19 protein-coding genes and 1 riboswitch are annotated in these 20,333 nt (G+C 51.4%); all 19 genes read right to left on the reverse strand.

Annotated elements, in window-relative coordinates:
• Nucleotides 1–12: 12 nt before the first annotated feature.
• Complete coding sequence (pcrA, locus tag DVG79_RS12130; protein ID WP_114596949.1) at nucleotides 13–2,238, reverse strand: DNA helicase PcrA; 2,226 nt, start codon at nucleotides 2,236–2,238, stop codon at nucleotides 13–15.
• Between the two features lie 44 nt (nucleotides 2,239–2,282).
• Nucleotides 2,283–2,966, reverse strand: coding sequence for a heptaprenylglyceryl phosphate synthase (gene pcrB / locus DVG79_RS12135; protein ID WP_114596950.1), 684 nt, complete (start codon nucleotides 2,964–2,966; stop codon nucleotides 2,283–2,285).
• Between the two features lie 84 nt (nucleotides 2,967–3,050).
• Nucleotides 3,051–3,275: a hypothetical protein gene (locus DVG79_RS12140; protein ID WP_114596951.1), complete on the reverse strand. Its 225-nt coding sequence runs from the start codon at nucleotides 3,273–3,275 to the stop codon at nucleotides 3,051–3,053.
• Between the two features lie 12 nt (nucleotides 3,276–3,287).
• Nucleotides 3,288–4,667, reverse strand: a complete 1,380-nt coding sequence (locus DVG79_RS12145) for a TrkH family potassium uptake protein (RefSeq protein WP_114596952.1) — start codon at nucleotides 4,665–4,667, stop codon at nucleotides 3,288–3,290.
• Between the two features lie 39 nt (nucleotides 4,668–4,706).
• Nucleotides 4,707–5,021, reverse strand: coding sequence for a YerC/YecD family TrpR-related protein (locus DVG79_RS12150; protein ID WP_012369366.1), 315 nt, complete (start codon nucleotides 5,019–5,021; stop codon nucleotides 4,707–4,709).
• Nucleotides 5,022–5,088: 67 nt separating this feature from the next.
• The gene (locus DVG79_RS12155; protein ID WP_114596953.1) at nucleotides 5,089–6,828 is read right to left on the reverse strand and encodes an adenine deaminase C-terminal domain-containing protein; all 1,740 of its coding nucleotides are present in this window, start codon (nucleotides 6,826–6,828) and stop codon (nucleotides 5,089–5,091) included.
• Nucleotides 6,829–7,048: 220 nt separating this feature from the next.
• Nucleotides 7,049–8,305, reverse strand: a complete 1,257-nt coding sequence (purD, locus tag DVG79_RS12160; protein ID WP_114596954.1) for a phosphoribosylamine--glycine ligase — start codon at nucleotides 8,303–8,305, stop codon at nucleotides 7,049–7,051.
• A 15-nt stretch (nucleotides 8,306–8,320) separates the two neighbouring features.
• On the reverse strand, nucleotides 8,321–9,841 hold the full coding sequence (gene purH, locus DVG79_RS12165; protein ID WP_114596955.1) for a bifunctional phosphoribosylaminoimidazolecarboxamide formyltransferase/IMP cyclohydrolase: 1,521 nt from the start codon (nucleotides 9,839–9,841) through the stop codon (nucleotides 8,321–8,323).
• Nucleotides 9,838–10,413 (reverse strand): phosphoribosylglycinamide formyltransferase, encoded by a 576-nt coding sequence (purN, locus tag DVG79_RS12170; protein WP_114596956.1) that lies wholly within the window; start codon nucleotides 10,411–10,413, stop codon nucleotides 9,838–9,840. Before purN ends, purH begins: the two co-directional genes overlap by 4 nt.
• Nucleotides 10,410–11,444 (reverse strand): phosphoribosylformylglycinamidine cyclo-ligase, encoded by a 1,035-nt coding sequence (purM, locus tag DVG79_RS12175; RefSeq protein WP_114596957.1) that lies wholly within the window; start codon nucleotides 11,442–11,444, stop codon nucleotides 10,410–10,412. The genes purN and purM overlap by 4 nt, the downstream gene beginning before the upstream one ends.
• Nucleotides 11,445–11,463: 19 nt before the next feature.
• A complete protein-coding gene (gene purF, locus DVG79_RS12180) occupies nucleotides 11,464–12,873 on the reverse strand; it encodes an amidophosphoribosyltransferase (RefSeq protein WP_026829305.1) in 1,410 nt (469 codons plus the stop codon).
• Nucleotides 12,849–15,068: a phosphoribosylformylglycinamidine synthase subunit PurL gene (purL, locus tag DVG79_RS12185; protein WP_114596958.1), complete on the reverse strand. Its 2,220-nt coding sequence runs from the start codon at nucleotides 15,066–15,068 to the stop codon at nucleotides 12,849–12,851. The genes purF and purL overlap by 25 nt, the downstream gene beginning before the upstream one ends.
• Nucleotides 15,049–15,732, reverse strand: coding sequence for a phosphoribosylformylglycinamidine synthase subunit PurQ (purQ, locus tag DVG79_RS12190; RefSeq protein WP_114596959.1), 684 nt, complete (start codon nucleotides 15,730–15,732; stop codon nucleotides 15,049–15,051). Before purQ ends, purL begins: the two co-directional genes overlap by 20 nt.
• Nucleotides 15,729–15,977 carry a phosphoribosylformylglycinamidine synthase subunit PurS gene (gene purS / locus DVG79_RS12195; RefSeq protein WP_114596960.1) on the reverse strand — a complete coding sequence of 83 codons (249 nt, stop codon included), beginning with the start codon at nucleotides 15,975–15,977 and terminating at the stop codon, nucleotides 15,729–15,731. Before purS ends, purQ begins: the two co-directional genes overlap by 4 nt.
• Nucleotides 15,974–16,681 (reverse strand): phosphoribosylaminoimidazolesuccinocarboxamide synthase, encoded by a 708-nt coding sequence (purC, locus tag DVG79_RS12200; RefSeq protein ID WP_114596961.1) that lies wholly within the window; start codon nucleotides 16,679–16,681, stop codon nucleotides 15,974–15,976. The genes purS and purC overlap by 4 nt, the downstream gene beginning before the upstream one ends.
• Before the next feature lie 60 nt (nucleotides 16,682–16,741).
• The gene (purB, locus tag DVG79_RS12205; RefSeq protein ID WP_026830835.1) at nucleotides 16,742–18,037 is read right to left on the reverse strand and encodes an adenylosuccinate lyase; all 1,296 of its coding nucleotides are present in this window, start codon (nucleotides 18,035–18,037) and stop codon (nucleotides 16,742–16,744) included.
• A complete protein-coding gene (gene purK, locus DVG79_RS12210) occupies nucleotides 18,034–19,137 on the reverse strand; it encodes a 5-(carboxyamino)imidazole ribonucleotide synthase (RefSeq protein ID WP_114596962.1) in 1,104 nt (367 codons plus the stop codon). The genes purB and purK overlap by 4 nt, the downstream gene beginning before the upstream one ends.
• The gene (gene purE, locus DVG79_RS12215) at nucleotides 19,134–19,625 is read right to left on the reverse strand and encodes a 5-(carboxyamino)imidazole ribonucleotide mutase (protein ID WP_114596963.1); all 492 of its coding nucleotides are present in this window, start codon (nucleotides 19,623–19,625) and stop codon (nucleotides 19,134–19,136) included. The genes purK and purE overlap by 4 nt, the downstream gene beginning before the upstream one ends.
• A gap of 89 nt (nucleotides 19,626–19,714) precedes the next feature.
• Nucleotides 19,715–19,816: riboswitch (purine riboswitch) on the reverse strand.
• 213 nt (nucleotides 19,817–20,029) lie between these two features.
• Nucleotides 20,030–20,236 (reverse strand): NETI motif-containing protein, encoded by a 207-nt coding sequence (locus tag DVG79_RS12220; protein ID WP_012369352.1) that lies wholly within the window; start codon nucleotides 20,234–20,236, stop codon nucleotides 20,030–20,032.
• Nucleotides 20,237–20,333: the final 97 nt, after the last annotated feature.

A 20,333-nucleotide genomic window follows, 5' to 3' on the forward strand; every position in this document is an offset into this window, starting at 1 on the left:
TGACGCCTCCACTCATACCTTTTTGATCGGTGCGAATTTCGCCAGCAACCGTTTGACACCGACTTCCGGGAAGGCGATATCGATTTCAAGGCTGTCTCCTGCTCCGCGTGTCTGAACGACTGTTCCCCGGCCCCATTTTCCGTGTTCCGCTTTGTCTCCGACGTTCCAGCCGAGTGACTCCGCGCCTGACGTCTTCATCGCCGTCGGTTTCGTGACCGAACGACCGATGACGGCTTTTCCTTGTGGTACCGGACGGTCTTCCCACGGTAACGGTTTCGGTTTTTTACCGGTCCGCTCCAGTACTTCCTCCGGTAATTCGGCAAGGAAACGGGATTCGAGATTGGCATTCGTCCGGCCATACAGCGAACGCATCCGCGCGTGCGAGAGATACAATCGTTTTTCGGCTCGTGTAATTCCGACGTAAGCAAGACGGCGTTCTTCTTCCATCTCGTCTTCATCCTGCAGGGAGCGGCTGTGCGGGAACAATCCTTCTTCCATCCCGATCAGGAAGACGATCGGGAACTCGAGTCCTTTTGCCGAGTGTAATGTCATCAAGGTGACCTGTTCGCCCGGATCACTTTCATCCAGTGAATCGACATCGGCGACCAGCGTCAAATCCGTTAAGAACGCGATAATCGTTTGGTCTTCCGGATCGGCTTTTTCGGTCTCTTTTTCAAAGTTTTGTGCAACGGTAATGAACTCGTTGATGTTCTCGAGACGACTTTGTGCTTCCAGTGTTTTGTCTTCTTTTAAGACTTGGCGGTATCCGGTTTTCTCAAGGACTTCTTCGACCAGTTCGGACAGGCTGATGAATTCCTGCATTTGTTGTAACCCGAGAATCATTGTCCGGAAATCCGTCAGTTTGGCTGCCGTTTTCGGGGCAATGCTCGACAATTCGATGTCACGAATCGCTTCCATCAAGGACACACCCTGCAGGTCGGCAAAATCACGTAATTTATCAATCGTCGTCGCTCCGATACCGCGTTTCGGTTCATTGACAATCCGGGCAAATGATAAGTCTTCGTTCGGATTCGAAATCAGGCGTAAGTACGCCAGGACATCCTTGATTTCTTTACGGTCATAGAACTTCGTGCCGCCGATCATCTTGTACGGGACGTTCGATTTCAGCAACGTTTCCTCAATCGCACGCGATTGGGCATTCGTCCGGTAGAGAATCGCAACATCGTTCAGTTTCATGCCGTAACGTAAGGCATTCCGGATTTCCTGGACGATATAAAACGCTTCTTCGCGTTCGTTTTCCGCCGTATGAACAACGAGTTTTTCGCCTTCTGCGTTTTCCGTCCAGAGTTTCTTGTCTTTGCGGGTACTGTTGTTTTGAATGACATGGTTCGCTGCATCGAGAATCCGTTTCGACGAACGGTAGTTTTGTTCGAGCAGGATGACTTTCGCTGTCGGATAGTCTTCCTCAAACGATAGGATGTTCGCGATGTCTGCTCCCCGCCAGCGGTAAATCGACTGATCCGAGTCCCCGACGACACATAAGTTCTGATGGGCTGCTGCCAGGAGATTCACGAGATCATACTGGGCTTTGTTCGTATCCTGGTACTCATCGACATGGATGTATTGGAACTTTCGTTGATAAAACGCTAAGACGTCCGGATTTTGTTTAAACAGTTCGGTCGTCTTCCCGATCAAGTCGTCAAAATCCAGCGCGTTGTTGCGGCGCAGGACCGCTTCATATCCTTTATAAATCTCAGCAACCGTTTTTTCATACGGATTCGTGACAATCGATGCATAGAACTCGGCACTGCGGAGTTCATTTTTTTGACTCGAAATGATCGACAGCATCGACCGGGGATCCCACTTTTTCGGATCGAGGTTTTGTTCTTTTAAGACGAGCTTCAGCGCGGATTGCTGATCGCTTGAATCAAGAATCGTAAAGTTCCGGTTGTAACCGATTTTTTCGATGTCACGCCGTAACATCCGGACACACATCGAGTGGAAGGTCGAGACCCAGATGTCATTGGCAACACCGCCGACGAGCCGTGAAATCCGGTCACGCATCTCACGTGCCGCTTTATTCGTAAACGTAATCGCCAGGATATTCCACGGAGCGACCTGTTTCGCTGCCATCAAATAGGCAACGCGGTGTGTCAGGACACGGGTTTTCCCGGAGCCTGCTCCCGCCATGATTAAAAGCGGTCCATCGGTATGTTTGACTGCCTTTGCTTGTTCCGGGTTCAATCCGCTGACAAGCTGTTCACTTAAATTAAACATCTATATAGCCTCATTTCTATATTCCGAACTTTTGTTCTTATATTTTATCGTGTTGCTGCGACAGTCGCAAGTGCCGCTTCTAAATTCTCATAGATGATGTTGCCGACGACGATCGTATCGGCATGTGTCAACATTTCCTGTGCCCGTTCGACGGAATCGATTCCACCGCCATAGAACAGACGGCCTTGCTTCAGGACACGTTTGACGGAAGCGACGAGTGACGGATTACCATACATACCGCTGTACTCGAGATAAATGATTGGCATCCGGAAGACGCTATCCGCCAGTTGTGCGTAAGCGACCACTTGATCAGGATGAAGCGGTTTGGCTTGCGTGACATGAGCGACCTTGGCGTCAGGGTTCAGAACGATATACCCTTCCCCGACCAAATCTTGATGCGCGAGCATGTGCCCGACTTCTTCCAGCGCTTCGACTTGCTTGTCAATCACGTGCTCAAGCGTTCCGCTGTTGAGCACGCTCGGCGTCAAATACGTATCAAATCCCATCGTCGCAGCCTCGAGTTCCGATACTTCAAGTGCCACAGCGACCGGATACCGCCGCAAGCGCATCAGTAAATCCAGTGTCGCATCGAGGGTGATATCATCGGTACCTCCGACGATGATGGCGTCCGTTCCCGAAGTCGCAACCGCCTGAAGCACTTCTTCCTCAATCTCCTTTGCCGGATCGAGTTTAAAGACATGACGCCATTCATTATAAGGTAACAACATGTTCGTTCCATCCTCTCTTCTCATTCTCTTTCCCCAGTATAAAACAAAAACCCATCCCGCGCAGAGCGAGATGGGAGAAGCCATTCAAGTCCGGACTCGGCGCTTCGTCAACAGTGCAGCGAGACCGAGGGCCAAAAAAGCATACAAAACGGCAAACGCCCACGGTTCGGCCAGGAAAAAACCAAGCACCGGCACGTCCAGTAACGGGGAGTCCGGCGAACAGAGCGCCCGCCCGTTGACGATGGCCAGAAACGGCAAAGCCGGCACCATGAAGATATAACCAAAGTTGATCCAAAACGCACGTTGCATGACGCAACCTCCTTAACCGATGATGACCGATTCTTTTGGATAATTGTAATTCCGTTTTGGTTGATTCGCCTTCAGCAGTAAGACAAACGAAATGACACCGATTCGTCCGATGAACATCAAGACGGATAAGGTCCACTTGCCGACGTCGGATAATTCACTCGTAATCCCAAGTGACAATCCGGTCGTTCCAAACGCCGAACAGGCTTCAAAAAACAGGACCAGGAACGGAGCATCTTCAAAGATCAATAAGACAATCAATCCGATCATCGTCACGCCGGTCGAGACGACGATGACGACAAACGCTTTCCAAATATCCGACTGTCCAATCTCACGCCCAAAAATCTTAATCCCATACTCTCCGCGGATAAAGGCAACGACGCTGAGCACGGCGACGGCAAACGTCGTCGTCCGAATCCCTCCCCCAACGGAGGAAGGCGACGCCCCGATAAACATCAGAATCGATAAAACGAAAATCGAGGCTTGTGAGAAGGTCGTGATATCGACCGTCGTCAGCCCGCCGTTTCGGGTCGTCACGGATTGGAACAGGGCATCAACCAGCTTTTCACCGACCGGCAACCCTTTAAAGGATTGATTCCATTCAAACAGCAGCAGACTGGCTGTTCCGAACAAAACCAGAATGAAGAACGTCGAGGCGGTCAGTTTCGTGAATAACGAAAAGTGATACGGTTGACGCGTTGATTGGCGTGTCGCCCGGTACGAGATGTACCGTCGGACTTCAACCAAAACCGGAAAGCCGATTGCACCGAGCGTCAACAGTAGAATTTGCATGAAGACGACAAATAAATCTCCCCGAAACGGCAGGAGTGATTCTCCGGTAATATCGAATCCGGCATTGGTCGTCGCACTGACCGAACCGAACAATCCCTGTAACATCGCTTCACCGAGCGTCGGAAAATATTTCGTATAATACAAGCCTAAAATCAAGGCTCCAATGATTTCAATGGACAGGATGATCAAAATGACTTCACGAATGTATTTGACGACTCCCTGCATCGTCGTCTGATTTTGGTCACGGACGACCAGTTGCCGCTCCCGAAAGCCGATCCGCTTGCCGAGGATGACCCACATCGCGATGTGCAGCGACATCAAACCAATTCCGCTGACCTGCACGAGAATCATGATCATGAAGTAACCAAACGTCGTAAATGTGTCCGAGACGGAGACGGTCGTCAATCCGGTCACGCTGACACAGCTGACGGCCATGAACACAAGGTCCGTAAAATCCCAGTTGTAATCGCCCTTCGTTGACCAGGGCAACCCAAGCATCAGGACACCGATGATGACGGCAACAAAATAAATAATGACGAGTGACTGGATCGGCGTCAGTTTTCGAATGAAGTGTTGCAGTTTTTGTTGATACGCTAAATCCATCCGGCTTCGTCCTCCTTCACAGAAATAGCGGATAACCGGTTAGTTATCCGCTACTTCCTCTTCTACGAGACCTAACCGTGCGAGCGCCAAATCGTAGCCGCCGGAACCATAATTCAGGCACCGTTTCACACGTGAAATCGTGGCTGTCGAAGCTCCTGTCGCCTTTTCGATTTTGTGATACGTGTTGCCTTCGCGTAACTGACGGGCGACTTCAAGACGTTGTGCCAAGGCCTGAATTTCGTTGACCGTCGCCAAGTCTTCAAACAGGGTATAACAATCTTCTAATGAATCCATCTTCATGATGGCTGTAAATAATTGATCGAGTTCTTTTCCACGCAATTTATCGAGTTGCATCGTCTAACTCCCTTTCCCATGTGTTGCTCTTTAACAGTTTAAAGTGCGACGTTTTAAATTTCAAGCGTCATCGCAAAATTGCCGGGAAAAGTACTTTTTTCCGTAATACTTCGTAAATTCCTTGCGGCGTAATCCGGACATACGGCAAATGGGTCGACGCCAGGAACAAGAGCGTATAAATCGGATCTTCAAACTGGTAGCCGCGGGCGAACAATGCTTCACGGAGCGCCGTTTCCTGAACGATCAGATCTTCCAGCGGTAAATCGGACGTCTGCCCCATTAAGGTCAAAGGAACTTCTGCCACTACTTCCCCGTCTTCGACAAGAACGACTCCGCCGCCGAATGATTTCATCCGGTCAAAGGCAATCTGCATATCCCGTTTCGATTTTCCGATCAGCAGGATATCGCCGCTGATCGAGTACGAACTGACGAGCCCCCCGACATGGGTCGCAAAGTTTTTCAGCACGGTATTGAGGCGCCACTTTCCTTCGCGATCAACGAGCATCAAAAACGACTCATTGCATCCGGCAGGCAATACTTGCATGCTTGTATCGTGTTCGACCTGATAGAGTTTCATGATGACCGAATTGACCATTTCAAGACCAACCGGCATGCTGAACGAAAAGTCCTGTTCCGTCAACTCAAGCCCGACTTGCGAAGCCGGCATCAAATCCATCGCCCGATCGAGTGCTTCGACCGGATAACACGGAATATCATTTCTCCGCACCCAAGTACCACGGGCGATGACATCGACCGGTGTCGGCTTATCTTTTGCTTCAAGGATGTTTAAATGCGCAATCCGTCCGGGTGCGATACTGCCGAGCAGATGATCGAGGTTAAAGTGACGCGCTGCATTATACGAGGCAATCCGGTACGCTTCTTCCGGTGCAATCCCTGCCGCAAGCATCAATCGGATCGTCTCATCCATCAATCCGGCTTTATAAAAGGACGGTGTCGATCCGTCGGTCGTCACCAGCACTTTTTCATAATTTTGCAGTCCAGCTTCAACGAGACCGGCAAAGATGTCCGGTAAATCCGGACGAATCGACGAGTAGCGGATCGTCGTCGTATAACCGAGTTCAAGCCGGGTCAGCGCTTCTTCGACCGTCATCGCTTCATGATCACTCGTCACGCCGAACAGTGCCATTTTCGTCAAGGTCTTAGCGGAAGCTCCGGGAAAATGTCCTTCAATCGGCTTGCCAAGTTTCATCGCATCCTGCATCCATTGCAACAGCTCATCGTCGCCTTGCGACAGACGCGGCCAGCCCGTTAATTCACCGGCTTGGATGACTTGTGGATGTTTCAGCCACGCTTGAATCCGCCGGTTATCAATCGTAATGCTGTCGGCATCGAGTTCCGTTTGGGCATCCAGTCGCGCCCACCAGTACATCGATGTTGGAAGGTCCGCCAGTGCGTCGACCTGCGCAAACGCTTGCTCCGTCGGCTCTAATAAAAGCAGCATATTATCGTTGACGAGTGTCGTCGTTCCACGCTCTGCCGCAAATTTTGCAAGTGTCGCCGGATTATACAATTGGAATGGATGAGCATGCGGTTCGATGTAACCCGGGACGATGAATTTTCCCGTAGCATCGTAGACTTCATCCGCCGTTTCCGGCATGTCCGGTCCGACGTAGATAATCCGGTCGCCGCTGATCCAGATGTTGGCTGTCCGCCATGTTTTGAGTCCTTGATTTAAGTACGTCGCATTTTCAATCACGAGTGTAGGTGCAAGCTTTCCGTTGATGACCGCTTGATGCGTGCGGACTTCTGTTTTCGTCCATGGGGACCGTCCACAATTTTTTTTCATGAAAGCTCGACCTCCTTTATATTTGAAAACGCTTTCTTATAGTTCTTATACTAAAATGTTACCGGAAAAGTTTCAAGCTTATTCGTCGTCAATTCGAGTCATTTCGCCAAAATAACACAAAACTGCCACGGAAGACAAGTCACGTTTTGTCTCGTACCCGTCAAAAAAGCCGGTCCTCTCACACTGATGTGAGCAGAACCGGCTTATGGAAAGTAAGAAATTATATCGTGCGAAATGCTTTTTTGGCGATATCCGTCCGGTAAAAGAAGCCGGTCCGGTCAAATGAATCAAGTCCACGGTAAACGCTTGCTACGGCCTGCTTCATGTCGTTTGCCTTCGCGACACAGACGAGGACACGTCCTCCGGCCGAAAGTATCATATCATCATCCCCTGCAGCCGTGCCGGCGTGGAAGACAAGGAGATTTGACCCGATGGTATCGGTTGAAACAGGCTGACCCGTAACCGGTTGTTCCGGATAACCGTTCGCCGCAATGACGACACCGACGACCGCGTCATCCGACCAGACGACTTCCGGAACGTCACCCTGCATCAATGGAATAATGACGTCAAGCAACTCCGTCTCGAGCCGCGGCAGGATGACTTCCGTTTCCGGATCACCGAAACGGGCGTTGAACTCGATGACGGAAGGTCCGCGGCTCGTCAACATCAGACCTGCATACAGGAAACCGGTAAAGGGAATGCCTTCGCTTGCCATCTGTTCGACCAGCGGACGGAGAACACGTTGCATCGCTTCTTCCGTCACGGCTGCTTCGTCAAATTGCGGCAAGGGACTGTATGCCCCCATCCCGCCTGTATTCGGACCGGTGTCTCCGTCAAAAGCCCGTTTATGATCTTGCGACAAGACCATCGGAAGGACGGTTTCTTCATGCACGAAAGCCATCAGCGAACATTCTTCACCGACGAGACATTCTTCAATCACGACACTGCTCTGCTGACCAAAGTCGCCGCCAAAAATTTCGTCAATCGCTTGAACAGCCTGTTCAAGCGTCGTCGCAACCGTGACACCTTTCCCGGCTGCCAGTCCGTCCGCTTTGACGACGATCGGCGCACCCTGGCGACGGATGTAAGCAATCGCTTCATCCGCTGATGTAAAGACGGCATGGTCCGCCGTCGGAATACCGGCCCGGTCCATCAAAGCTTTCGCAAATTGTTTACTGCCTTCAATCGCTGCTGCTTCGCGGGACGGTCCGAAAATCTGTAAGCCGGCTGCTTGAAACGCATTGACGATTCCGAGCACAAGCGGTCCTTCTGGTCCGACAATCGTCCAGTCGATCTGCTCATCCCGTGCGAACTGAACCAACTCTTCAATCGCGTCTTCCCGAATCGGCACACAGACCGCTTCCGTCATCCCGATATTACCGGGTGCTGCGTACACTGTCTCGATCCGGACATCCTGTGCCAATTTCCATACGAGCGCATGCTCGCGTCCACCTTTACCGACTACTAATACTTTCATTCGGCTCGCCTCCGCTTAGTGTTTAAAATGACGCACGTTCGTAAAGATCATCGTGATGCCGTGTTTGTTGCAGGCATCGATTGATTCCTGATCACGGATTGATCCGCCCGGTTGGATGATGGCTGTAATACCGGCCGCTGCTGCTGCCTCGACCGTATCGCCCATCGGAAAGAACGCATCCGAGCCCATTGCAGCCCCAATCGCTTTCTCGCCGGCTTGCGTAATCGCGATATTCGCTGAACCGACACGATTCATCTGTCCGGCACCGACGCCGACCGTCACTTCATCTTTGGCGATGACGATGGCATTCGATTTAACGTGTTTCACGGCACGCCAAGCGAGTTTTAAGTCTTCCCATTCAGCGGCTGTCGGTTTCCGGTCTGTCACGACACGTGCTGACGCGTCATCGAGTGTCTCATCGTCACTGTCTTGCACGAGCATCCCGCCGGCGACTGCCGTATAACGAATCGCTTGGACCCGTTTGACGTCCAGTTCGAGTAACCGGAGATTTTTCTTCGCTGCTAGCAACGCAAAGGCGTCTTCCGTAAAGGATGGAGCGATGATGATTTCAAGGAAGATTCCGCTTAACTGTTCTGCTGTCGCAAGATCGACTTCCCGGTTCAAGGCGACGATCCCGCCGAAAATCGAGACCGGATCGGCGGCATGGGCACGACGGAACGCTTCATCAATCGTCGGACCGACGGCGACGCCACACGGATTCATGTGTTTGACGACGACCGCTGCCGCTTCGCGGAACTCATCGAGAATCTCCAGTGCTGCATTGGCATCCTGGATATTGTTATAAGACAATTCTTTCCCGTGGAGCTGTTTCGCGGACGCGAGTGAAGCCCCGCGGTAGATCGGGGTTTTGTAGAAGGCAGCCTCCTGGTGCGGGTTTTCTCCGTACCGTAAGTCCTGCACTTTTTCGAGCGTAATCGTCAATTGATCGGGGAACTTTTCACCCGTCTGCGTCAGGAAGTAATCGGCAATCAACGCATCGTACGCCGCTGTGTGACGGAATGCTTTGGCTGCCAGCTTTTGACGCGTTTCGAATGTCGTTCCACCAAGATGAATTTCCTGGATGACTGCCTGATAATCTGCCGGATCGACGACGACCGTCACGGCAGCATGATTTTTGGCAGCTGACCGGATCATACTTGGTCCGCCGATATCGATATTCTCGATGGCATCCGCATACGAGACGTCTTCATTCATGACCGTTTCTTTAAACGGATAGAGATTGACGACCACAAAATCAATCGGTTTGATCTGTTGTTCCGCCATCTGTTCCCGATGACTTTCAAGGTCTCGCCGTCCGAGCAGTCCACCATGGACCATCGGATGGAGGGTCTTGACCCGGCCGTCGAGCATCTCCGGGAATTGTGTGACTTCACTGATACCAATGACCGGAAGTCCTGCTGCTTCAAGGGCTTGATGTGTTCCGCCTGTCGAAATCAATTCGATTCCGGCTTCATGCATCGCCTGTCCCAGTTCGACGATACCTGTTTTGTCTGATACGCTGATTAACGCTCTCATACGTTTGCCTCCTCTTTCATCCACTCTTCGATGACTTGCGGGTACAATCTGTGCTCCACCTGCTGAATCGCCTGTTGGAGCGTTTCCCGCGTCATATCCTCTGTGATCGGAACCGCTTCTTGTGCAATGATCGGTCCTGTATCCATGCCTTCATCGACTATATGAATTGTAACACCTGTGATTTTGACTCCGCCACGAAATGCTTGCCCGATCGCATCTTTTCCCGGAAACGCCGGGAGCAGCGACGGGTGGATGTTGACGATCCGTCCGGCATAATGCGACAGCAGGACGTCTCCGATCAACCTCATGTATCCGGCTAAGATAATCCGTTCCACGCCCCGCCGCTCCAGTTCCGCAACGATTTCCCGTTCGAACGACGGTTTATCCGGATAGTCTTTTGCCGTGAAGACGAAGACATCACAGCCGCGGGCCTGAGCCCGTTCAATCACTTTTGCTTGTTTTTGATCACAGACGACGAGTTCAATCGTAGCCTGCAGACGTCCTGTTTCAATCGCTTCGAACAATGCTTCGACATTACTGCCACTTCCCGAGGCAAAACAGGCAATCTTCATTGGTCGACTCCAAGAATTCGGACACCCGGTTCACCCGTCACTGTCCCGATCGTATAGACGGTCTCGTTTTCACGGGCAAGTCGTGCCGTAACGGCATCGACATCTTCCGGTTTGACGATCATCATGTAGCCGATGCCCATATTGAAGACATTGTACATATCGTGACGCGGAACGTTTCCGGCTTGTTCGAGCCAATCGAAGACGGGTAACGTCGGCCATTTTTTCGGATCAAACGTCGCCCCGCATCCTTCCGGAAGAACACGCGGAACGTTTTCGTAAAAACCGCCGCCCGTAATATGGACCATCGCTTGAATTTTTTCTGTCTCAAGGGCCGCTTTGACCGCTTCGACGTAAATCTGGGTCGGCATCAACAATGTATTGCCGATCGTACTGCCGAACATCATCAGCTCATCTTCATAGCGAAGACCGCTTTCCGCAACGATTTTTCGAACGAGCGAGAAGCCGTTCGAATGGACACCGGATGAAGCAAGACCGAGAATGACATCTCCCGGTTGAACGTGTTCTCCTGTGATCAATTTTTGCTTTTCGACGGCACCGACTGCGAATCCAGCGATATCGTATTCACCGTCTGCATACATCCCCGGCATTTCTGCCGTTTCCCCGCCGATCAGCGTACAGCCGGACTGGACACAGCCTTCCGCAACACCGGCGACAATCCGCTCGATTTTTGCCGGAATGGCTTTCCCGAGGGCGATATAATCGAGGAAATAAAGCGGTTCCGCACCTTGGACGATGATGTCATTGACACACATCGCGACACAATCAATCCCGATCGTATCGTGCTGGTCGAGGGCGAAAGCAAGCTTCAGCTTGGTTCCGACGCCATCCGTCCCGCTGACGAGAACCGGTTCTTTCAAATTCAATTGGCTGAGGTCGAACATTGCACCGAAACTGCCGAGTCCCGTCATGACTTCTTTGCGCATCGAGCGGGCCACGTGTTTTTTCATTCGAGAAACGGATTCGTATCCTGCCGTCAGGCTGACACCTGCTGCTTCGTATTGTTTACTCATGCTTTGTTCCCCCATCTGTTCAAAGTTTGGCTTCCAGTTCTAATGCACCGATTGGTGTTGGATATTCGCCTGTGAAACAAGCCGTACACTGACCTTTTAACGGACCATCAAACGGTCGGTCAATTGCATTGACCATTCCGTTGACCGTCAGAAACTCCAGTGAATCGGCTCCGATTTCCCGGCAAATCTCGTCGGGTGTCAAGCGGGCGGAAATCAGTTCATCTTTGGAAGATGTATCGATCCCGTAATAACACGGATTCGTGATCGGCGGTGCTGTAATCCGGACATGGACTTCGGTTGCCCCGGCTTCCCGTAACAGTCCGACGATGCGACGGCTTGTCGTCCCGCGAACGATGGAATCATCAACCATGATGACGCGTTTGCCGTTGACGACACCCCGTAGAGCCGATAACTTCATTTTGACGCCACGCTCGCGGAGTTCTTGCGACGGCTGAATGAATGTCCGACCAACATAACGGTTTTTGATCAATCCCATTTCATACGGAATACCGCTCGCTTCCGCGTAACCGATCGCTGCCGAGATACTGGAATCGGGCACACCTGTGACGACGTCTGCCTCGACCGGTGCTTCTTCGAACATCTTTTTGCCAAGTGCTTTTCGTGCCGTATGGACGTTGACCCCATCAATCATCGAATCGGGACGGGAAAAGTAGATGTATTCCATCGAACACATCGCCCGCTCATGTGGTTCCATATACTGACGTGATGACATGCCGGACGTTGTGATCGTCACGAGCTCCCCAGGCTCGATATCCCGAATGAACTCGGCGCCGACGATATCAAACGCACACGTCTCGGATGAAAAGACAATCCCGCCATCCGGTGTTTTCCCGAGCGACAACGGACGCAGACCGTGTGGATCGACGGCGACGTACAACGTATCTTCCGTCAAGAACAGAAACGCGAACGCTCCGACCAGTCGGGCCAGACTATCGGCAATCCGGTCTTCAAGCGTCGGTAACTTACTCCGTTTGACGAGGTGCGCGACGACTTCCGTATCACTCGTAGTTTGGAAGATAGCGCCTTCCGCTTCAAGTAAATGTTTTAACGAGTCAGCATTGACGAGGTTTCCGTTGTGCGCAAGCGCCAGGTCGCCTGTCCGTGATTTAAAATGGAGCGGTTGAGTATTTTCGAGCGTATTTCCTCCGGCTGTCGAATAGCGGACATGTCCGATGGCGTGGTGCCCGGATAAAGAATCCAGTGTTTCCTGCGAAAAAACTTCCGTGACGAGCCCTTGTCCGCGGTGCGGCAGGAGCAGTTTGCCGTCACTTGCGACGATTCCCGCCCCTTCCTGTCCCCGGTGTTGTAAGCTATGGAGTCCGTAATACGCAAGTTGCGCCGCTTCCGGTTGTCCGAAAATCCCGAATACCCCACACTCTTCATTTAATCCTTTGATGTCATATAACACGCGATCGCCCCTTCCCAGTCGGCTTGCAGTGTTGAACGTGTTGCTTCGATGAGTGTATCGTTAGTCTTGATTTGCAAAGCATCTTGATCGGTAACGTACCCAATTTTATGCGCTCCTGTTTGCTTGACGAAGGCGGCTTCTTGTTCCGGCTTCACCGTCACGACGAAACGTGATTGCGATTCACTGAACAGATTTAGTGCCGGACCATCAAATGTCACATCAAGACCAAGCATCGTCCCGAATGTCATCTCGGCTAAGGCAACGGCAAGACCGCCTTCTGCCACGTCATGAATCGCTGTGACTTGTCCCGCTTGAACCGCCGCTTGCAAGGCCAGTAACCGCTCTTGTTCGACGGCTAAGTCAATGTGCGGTGCTTTCCCGAATGATTTTTCGAATTGCAGGTATTGCAGTTCACTGCCGCCGAACTCTGCTGTCGTTTCTCCGAGCAGGTAAACAGCGTCGCCGGCTTGCTTGACGTGTTGCGTCGTAATCCATTCGGTCTGTTCGTGAAGACCGACCATCCCGACGACCGGCGTCGGATGGACTGCTTTGCCGGCGGATTCATTGTATAAAGAGACATTCCCACCGATGACCGGTGTCTCGAGCACACGGCACGCTTCTGCCATTCCGGCCGTCGCTTGTTGCAACTGCCAGAAGCCTTCCGGTTTATCCGGATTGCCGAAGTTCAGACAATCGGTGATGGCGAGCGGTGTCGCACCACTGGCGACGATGTTGCGGGCTGCTTCGGCGACGGCAATCTGTCCGCCGACGAACGGATCGAGGTACACGAACCGGCTGTTGCAGTCGGTTGTCATCGCAAGTGCCTTGTTCGTTCCGCGAACGCGGATGACCGCGGCATCAGAACCCGGTGCGACGACGGTTGACGTCTGGACCATATGATCGTATTGATCGTAGACCCAACGTTTGGAAGCGATTGTCGGTTGTTTGAGCAAGGCACGCCATGTTTCGACGACATCTTCGACGATCGGCAACGTTTCATCCATTGCCTGAAATTCTTCATAATAAGCCGGAACACGTGACGGTTTGTTATAAACAGGTGCTTCTTCCGCGAGTGCATCAACCGGCACTTCAGCGACGATTTTGCCGTGATGGACGAGACGCAATACTTTCTCGTCGATGACTTCTCCGACGTGCACCGCATGCAGTCCCCATTTGCTGACGATTGCTTCGATTTCCGACTCGCGTCCGCGTTCGACGACGAGCAACATCCGTTCTTGTGACTCTGATAACATCATTTCGTAAGCTGTCATGCCGGTTTCCCGTTGCGGGACGTCGTCGAGATGCATCTCGATCCCCATACCGGCTTTCGAAGCCATCTCGGCTGACGAGGATGTCAGTCCGGCAGCTCCCATATCCTGCATGCCGACGAGCGCCGGATGACCGACGATTTCAAGACACGCTTCGATCAATAATTTCTCCATGAACGGATCTCCGACTTGAACAGCCGGACGTTTCGCTTCTGTATCTTCCCCAAGATCCTCCGAAGCAAAGGTCGCCCCGTGAATGCCGTCGCGTCCGGTTGCGGCACCGACGTACATGACCGAGTTGCCGGCACCTTTCGCGAGACCCTTTTGAATGTCTTCGTGATTGATTAAGCCGATACACATCGCATTGACGAGCGGGTTGCCTTCATACGAATGATCAAAGCCGACTTCTCCGCCGATCGTCGGAATCCCGACACAGTTCCCGTATCCGGCAATTCCAGCGACCACTTGTTCAAACAGTTGATTGACACGCGGTGTGCCGAGGTGTCCGAACCGAAGCGAGTTCATCAGGGCGACCGGACGGGCTCCCATCGAAAAGATATCGCGGATGATACCACCGACACCGGTCGCTGCCCCTTGGTACGGTTCAACGGCTGACGGGTGGTTGTGACTCTCGATTTTAAAGACGACGGCTTGATTGTCCCCGATATCGACGACACCGGCCCCTTCGCCGGGACCTTGCAGAACGCGTGGTCCGGTCGTCGGAAACTGGCGTAAGACCGGCTTCGACGTTTTGTACGAACAATGCTCCGACCACATGACGGAAAACAAGCCGATTTCTGTATAGTTCGGTTGGCGTCCGAGTAAGTTGACGACCATCTCATATTCCGCGTCGCTCAGTCCCATCGTTGCGTAGATCCGTTGTTCCTGAATTTGCTCCATCGTTGGTTCAGACTGTTGTTTTAACATGATATGCCCCCTGTTTGACGAGTGAAGTGAATAACTTAAGTCCATCCGTTCCGCCGGTCAGCAGCTCAACTGCCCGTTCCGGGTGCGGCATCATGCCGAGGACATTCCCGGCTTTGTTCGTGATGCCGGCGATGTCGCCGCGTGATCCGTTCGGGTTATCCGTATACGTAAAGGCGATTTGACGGTTCGTCTGTAACATCGCATACGTGGCATCGTCACAGTAGTAGTTGCCTTCTCCGTGCGCGATCGGAATCGTTATCGTTTCCTGCGCAGCGTAGTCTGATGTAAAGCGTGTCTCATTGTTTTCGACCTTCAGTTCAACCGTCCGGCACATGAACTTCAGTCCCGTATTACGGTGTAAGACACCGGGGAGAAGTCCGGCTTCAACAAGAATCTGGAACCCGTTGCAGACACCGAGGACTGTTTTGCCTTCTGCCGCAAAGCGTTTCACTTCTTCCATGATCGGTGAGAATTGAGCAATCGCTCCGCACCGGAGATAGTCGCCGTAGGAGAAGCCGCCCGGTAACAAGACACCGTCGTATCCTTCAAGGGACGTTTCCGTATGGAAGACGTATTCCGCTTCTTCGCCGAGTGCGTCTTTGACCGCATGATACATATCTAAATCACAGTTTGATCCGGGAAAGACGATGACTGCGAACTTCATGCCGGTGTCACCTCTTCAATCTCAAACTGATAATCTTCCATCACAGTATTAACGAGAAGTTTTTGACACATCTCGTGGATCATCGTGTCCGTTGTTTCGTCCGCAACGAGCAACTCAATCCGTTTACCGATCCGGACTTCTTCGACACCCGCAAAACCAAGCTGGGTAAGACCGCCTTTGACCGCGACACCTTGTGGATCTAAAATACTTTCCCGTAATGCGACCGCTACTGTAACCTTTTTCATTGTCCGTTTCCCCCTAGGCGATTGAATAGTGTTTGGTATGTGTCGATGAGTGATCCGATATTACGGCGAAAGACATCTTTGTCGAGGTGTTCGCCTGTTTCCTTATCCCATAACCGGCATGTATCCGGTGAGATTTCATCTGCGAGTAGAATCTCGCCCGCCGGTGTTTTACCGTACTCGAGTTTAAAATCAACGAGTGTGATTCCTTTTTCATCAAAGTAAGGACGTAAGACGTCGTTGACACGGTTGGCTTCCTGTTCAAGCAAGGAAAGCTCCTCCGTAGTCGCAATCTTCAGTAAATTGATGTGTGCCGGTGTGACAAGCGGATCGCCTAAGCTGTCATCTTTATAATAAAACTCGACGATCGGTGTTTCGAGAACCGTTCCTTCTTCGATGCCCAGCCGTTTACTCAGGCTGCCGGCGACGACGTTTCGAACGACGACTTCCAGTGGAATGATCGTGACACGACGTACGAGCTGTTCGCGCTCCGATGTCCGTTCAATGAAGTGTGTCGGAATTCCTGCCGCTGCGAGGACCTCAAAAAAGTGGCTCGTCAAGCGGTTGTTCAGTTCTCCCTTACCGGCAAACTCTGCCTTCTTCTCTCCATTAAATGCCGTAGCTTCGTCTTTGTAGACGATGCGGAGCACATCCTGATCCTGCGTCGTGTATAATCGTTTTGCTTTTCCTTCATAAAGTGGTTGCATCGATTTCGTCCCCCATGATCCTAAGATGTAGACGGGAGTCAGACTCCCGTCTCAGGTTGATTAGTTCAAGCCACACCGTTCAAAGATTTCATCGACCCGGCTCGTATGATACGTCGGATCAAAACAAGCATCGAGTTCTTCTTCTGTAAAGAGTTGTTGAATATCCGCTTCCTGCCATAAGACATCGCGGAACATGATTTGTTCTTCCCATGCCTGCATCGCCCGCGGTTGGACGAAGTCGTAGGCCGCTTCACGTGACCAGCCTTTTTCGATCAAGGCGAGTAAGACGTGACCGGAGAAGATGACCCCAAACGTCCGGTCCATGTTGCGTTTCATGTTTTCCGGGAACACCGTCAGATTTTTAATGATGTTACCGAACCGGTTCAGCATATAGTTGAGTAATCCCGTCGCATCCGGTAAAATGATTCGTTCCGCAGACGAGTGGGAGATATCGCGTTCATGCCACAGCGAGACGTTTTCGTACGCTGTCACCATATGGCCGCGGATGACCCGGGCAAGACCAGTCATGTTCTCCGAACCGATCGGATTCCGTTTATGCGGCATCGCCGATGATCCTTTTTGACCTTTAGCGAAGAATTCTTCGACTTCACGGGTCTCCGTTTTTTGCAGACCGCGGATTTCCGTCGCCATCTTCTCGATCGATGTCGCGATTAAGGCAATCGTCGACATGTAGTGGGCATGACGATCACGTTGAAGCGTTTGTGTCGAGACCGGTGCCGGTTTCGTCCCAAGCTTCTCGCAGACATATTTTTCGATGAACGGGTCGATGTTCGCAAACGTTCCGACCGCTCCCGACATCTTGCCGTATTCGACTGTTTCCCGTGCTGCCTCGAACCGGACTTTATTGCGTTTCATTTCTTCGTACCAAAGGGCCAGCTTCAGACCAAACGTCGTCGGCTCGGCGTGTACGCCGTGTGTACGTCCCATCATGACCGTATATTTATGTTCGTTGGCTTTGACTTTTAAAATCTCGATGAAACGATCGAGATCGGCCGCCAAGATATCATTGGCTTGTTTCAGCAAGTACGATAATGCCGTATCGACGACATCCGTTGACGTCAGCCCGTAATGGACCCATTTACGTTCTTCGCCAAGCGTCTCGGAAACAGCACGGGTAAAGGCGATGACATCGTGGCGTGTCTCCTGTTCGATCTCATTGATGCGGTTGACATCAAAAGAAGCGTTTTCCCAGAGTAACTGGACGTCTTCTTTTGGAATCACACCGAGTTCACTCCAGGCTTCACATGCTAAAATCTCAACTTTCAACCAGGCTTCGAATTTGTTCTGTTCTGTCCAGATCGCTTTCATTTCAGGACGTGTATAGCGTTCGATCATCTAACCGTCTCCTTCCATATCTGCAGGCGCTCCACTTCAGCCAATGCTTCTTCGACCGAATCAGCCAAGATGTTCAGATGCCCCATCTTCCGCCCCTGTTTTGCGTCCTGTTTTCCGTATAAATGGACTTTCGTCCGCGAGGATAACATCGGTAATGCCTCGTCTAATGCCGTGATATGCTGACCTAGGATGTTCGCCATGACGACCGGTGTCGTCAAGCGGGTTTCGCCAAGCGGCAGTCCGCAGATGGCGCGGATATGCTGTTCAAACTGTGACGTCTCGCACGCATCGATCGAATAATGACCCGAGTTATGCGGACGGGGTGCCAGTTCGTTGACAATCAGTTCGGACCCGACGACAAACAGTTCAATCGCCAGTGTGCCAATCAGATTCACATCATCCGCGAGACGCGTCGCCAGTTCAATCGCCTGTTGTTCCAAATCGTCCGAAATACGGGCTGGAACGATTGACAAATGAAGAATGTTGTCCTGATGAATATTCTCGCTGACCGGGAAGACCTTCGTTTCGAGCTGACTTCGCGTGACGATGACGGAAATTTCCTGGTCAAACGGTAACCATTTTTCAGCAACATATTCGGTTGCTTCAAAGGTCTCGATCGCTGTTTGTAAATCCAGCTCTGTCCGAATGACGGTCTGGCCTTTCCCGTCGTAACCAAAGCGGGCTGTTTTCAAGACGAACGGGAGACCTAACTGCCGTTTGGCTTCCAGCAAATCTTCGGTCGTCTCAACTGCCTGATAAGGTGCTACTTGGTAACCGAGCTGTTCAATCAGTTCTTTCTCCCGAATCCGGTGTTGGGTCCGAAACAAAAGTTCTGTTCCGTGAATCAGTTTACTGCCGATTGCTTCTGCTACTTCATGTGAGATATTCTCAAACTCATAGGTCACGACGTCTGATTCAGCAGCAAGTCGCTTTGCGGCCTCGACATCCGTGAACGGTGCTTGAATCTGTTGATCCGCTACTTGCGCACACGGTGCGTTTTCAGTTGGATCAAGTGTGATGAGCGAATAGCCCATTTGGCGTGCCGATAAAGCCATCATCCGACCTAATTGACCTCCACCTAAGATACCAATCCGTTTCATGTCAGATGCACCTCGGAAGCGATGACGTCTCCTTCCAGTTCGACACGCATATGATCAAGAGCCCGGGCAATCCGTTCGTCAACCGTTCCAAGAATCTGAGCCGCAAGTAAACCCGCATTTTTGGCTCCAGCATCACCGATTGCAACCGTCGCGACCGGAACACCACCAGGCATTTGGACGATGGAGAGTAAGGAATCGATGCCTTGAAGTGCTTTGCTTTGAATTGGGACACCGATTACCGGTAATGTTGTTTTTGCAGCAACCATTCCCGGAAGATGAGCGGCTCCGCCTGCCCCGGCAATGATGACCTTGAGCCCTCGTTCCCGGGCAGACTCGGCATAACGGAACATCAAGTCAGGTGTCCGGTGTGCCGACACAACTTTCTTTTCATAACCAATGTCCAGCTGATCCAGTACATCACACGTTTTCTGCATGGTCACCCAATCTGATTGACTGCCCATGATGACCCCGATTTCCACCTTACTCATCTGCGTCTCCTCCTTTTTGCATAAAAAAAGCCCAAACCACGTCTAAAAGGGTGGCTTAGGGTATAAAAAGGTACGCCAAAGAATTATCGACGAACATCCATATACCCCATAGTCCAACGATTTAGGGTCGTCGGGTAGAAACTTGCAAGCCATATCCCTGCTATTATACGAGGTGTTATATTCAATCTTCCTATCACGCCTTCATCTTAACAAGACTTCGGTCCGTTCGTCAACCAAAGGCGAACAATTTAATTATCTGAAAATTTATCGTTCGCTTTTACGCTTGAATTGTTCTGCTCACTTAGTCCAGCATTCGGAAATCTGAAAAGCATTCAACACGAACGACAAAAAAACACGACCCTTTCGTTTACGAAAGAGTCGTGTTTTTGAGAAGAGACCTCGATTCAGACATTCTCAGCTTCGAGCTTCGGTTTGCAGTCAAAAATGATTTGCTGACGGATGGGATACGGTTCATCATTCGCATCCAGTCCAAAAATCGGTTCTTCCCGTCGGACGGTCGGACGATAACCCATGGCATCGATCCGATCCAGACAATCACTGATCGTTTCATTTTCTTCTACGGCAACGCGCATTTTTTGTTTTTTTGCCATGAGTATCACATTCCTTCCTTATTATATATGTGAAAAAACCAAAAAAAGTCCATAAAAAAGCGGCGGCCCTTGAGCGTATGCTCCAGAACCACCGTTT

This window comes from Exiguobacterium sp. RIT594 (assembly GCF_003339585.1).
Classification (GTDB): Bacteria; Bacillota; Bacilli; order Exiguobacteriales; family Exiguobacteriaceae; genus Exiguobacterium_A.

What these genes read in the sequence shown, in the direction of transcription:
- purK (WP_114596962.1), bottom strand. Translation starts at nt 19,137, where the DNA reads ATGAAACGGATTGGTATCTTAGGTGGAGGTCAATTAGGTCGGATGATG.
- purM (WP_114596957.1), bottom strand. Translation starts at nt 11,444, where the DNA reads ATGAGTAAACAATACGAAGCAGCAGGTGTCAGCCTGACGGCAGGATAC.
- purE (WP_114596963.1), bottom strand. Translation starts at nt 19,625, where the DNA reads ATGAGTAAGGTGGAAATCGGGGTCATCATGGGCAGTCAATCAGATTGG.
- purN (WP_114596956.1), bottom strand. Translation starts at nt 10,413, where the DNA reads ATGAAGATTGCCTGTTTTGCCTCGGGAAGTGGCAGTAATGTCGAAGCA.
- DVG79_RS12150 (WP_012369366.1), bottom strand. Translation starts at nt 5,021, where the DNA reads ATGCAACTCGATAAATTGCGTGGAAAAGAACTCGATCAATTATTTACA.
- purQ (WP_114596959.1), bottom strand. Translation starts at nt 15,732, where the DNA reads ATGAAGTTCGCAGTCATCGTCTTTCCCGGATCAAACTGTGATTTAGAT.
- DVG79_RS12140 (WP_114596951.1), bottom strand. Translation starts at nt 3,275, where the DNA reads ATGCAACGTGCGTTTTGGATCAACTTTGGTTATATCTTCATGGTGCCG.
- purB (WP_026830835.1), bottom strand. Translation starts at nt 18,037, where the DNA reads ATGATCGAACGCTATACACGTCCTGAAATGAAAGCGATCTGGACAGAA.
- DVG79_RS12220 (WP_012369352.1), bottom strand. Translation starts at nt 20,236, where the DNA reads ATGGCAAAAAAACAAAAAATGCGCGTTGCCGTAGAAGAAAATGAAACG.
- DVG79_RS12145 (WP_114596952.1), bottom strand. Translation starts at nt 4,667, where the DNA reads ATGGATTTAGCGTATCAACAAAAACTGCAACACTTCATTCGAAAACTG.
- purD (WP_114596954.1), bottom strand. Translation starts at nt 8,305, where the DNA reads ATGAAAGTATTAGTAGTCGGTAAAGGTGGACGCGAGCATGCGCTCGTA.
- pcrB (WP_114596950.1), bottom strand. Translation starts at nt 2,966, where the DNA reads ATGTTGTTACCTTATAATGAATGGCGTCATGTCTTTAAACTCGATCCG.
- pcrA (WP_114596949.1), bottom strand. Translation starts at nt 2,238, where the DNA reads ATGTTTAATTTAAGTGAACAGCTTGTCAGCGGATTGAACCCGGAACAA.
- purH (WP_114596955.1), bottom strand. Translation starts at nt 9,841, where the DNA reads ATGAGAGCGTTAATCAGCGTATCAGACAAAACAGGTATCGTCGAACTG.
- purL (WP_114596958.1), bottom strand. Translation starts at nt 15,068, where the DNA reads ATGTTAAAACAACAGTCTGAACCAACGATGGAGCAAATTCAGGAACAA.
- purC (WP_114596961.1), bottom strand. Translation starts at nt 16,681, where the DNA reads ATGCAACCACTTTATGAAGGAAAAGCAAAACGATTATACACGACGCAG.
- purS (WP_114596960.1), bottom strand. Translation starts at nt 15,977, where the DNA reads ATGAAAAAGGTTACAGTAGCGGTCGCATTACGGGAAAGTATTTTAGAT.
- DVG79_RS12155 (WP_114596953.1), bottom strand. Translation starts at nt 6,828, where the DNA reads ATGAAAAAAAATTGTGGACGGTCCCCATGGACGAAAACAGAAGTCCGC.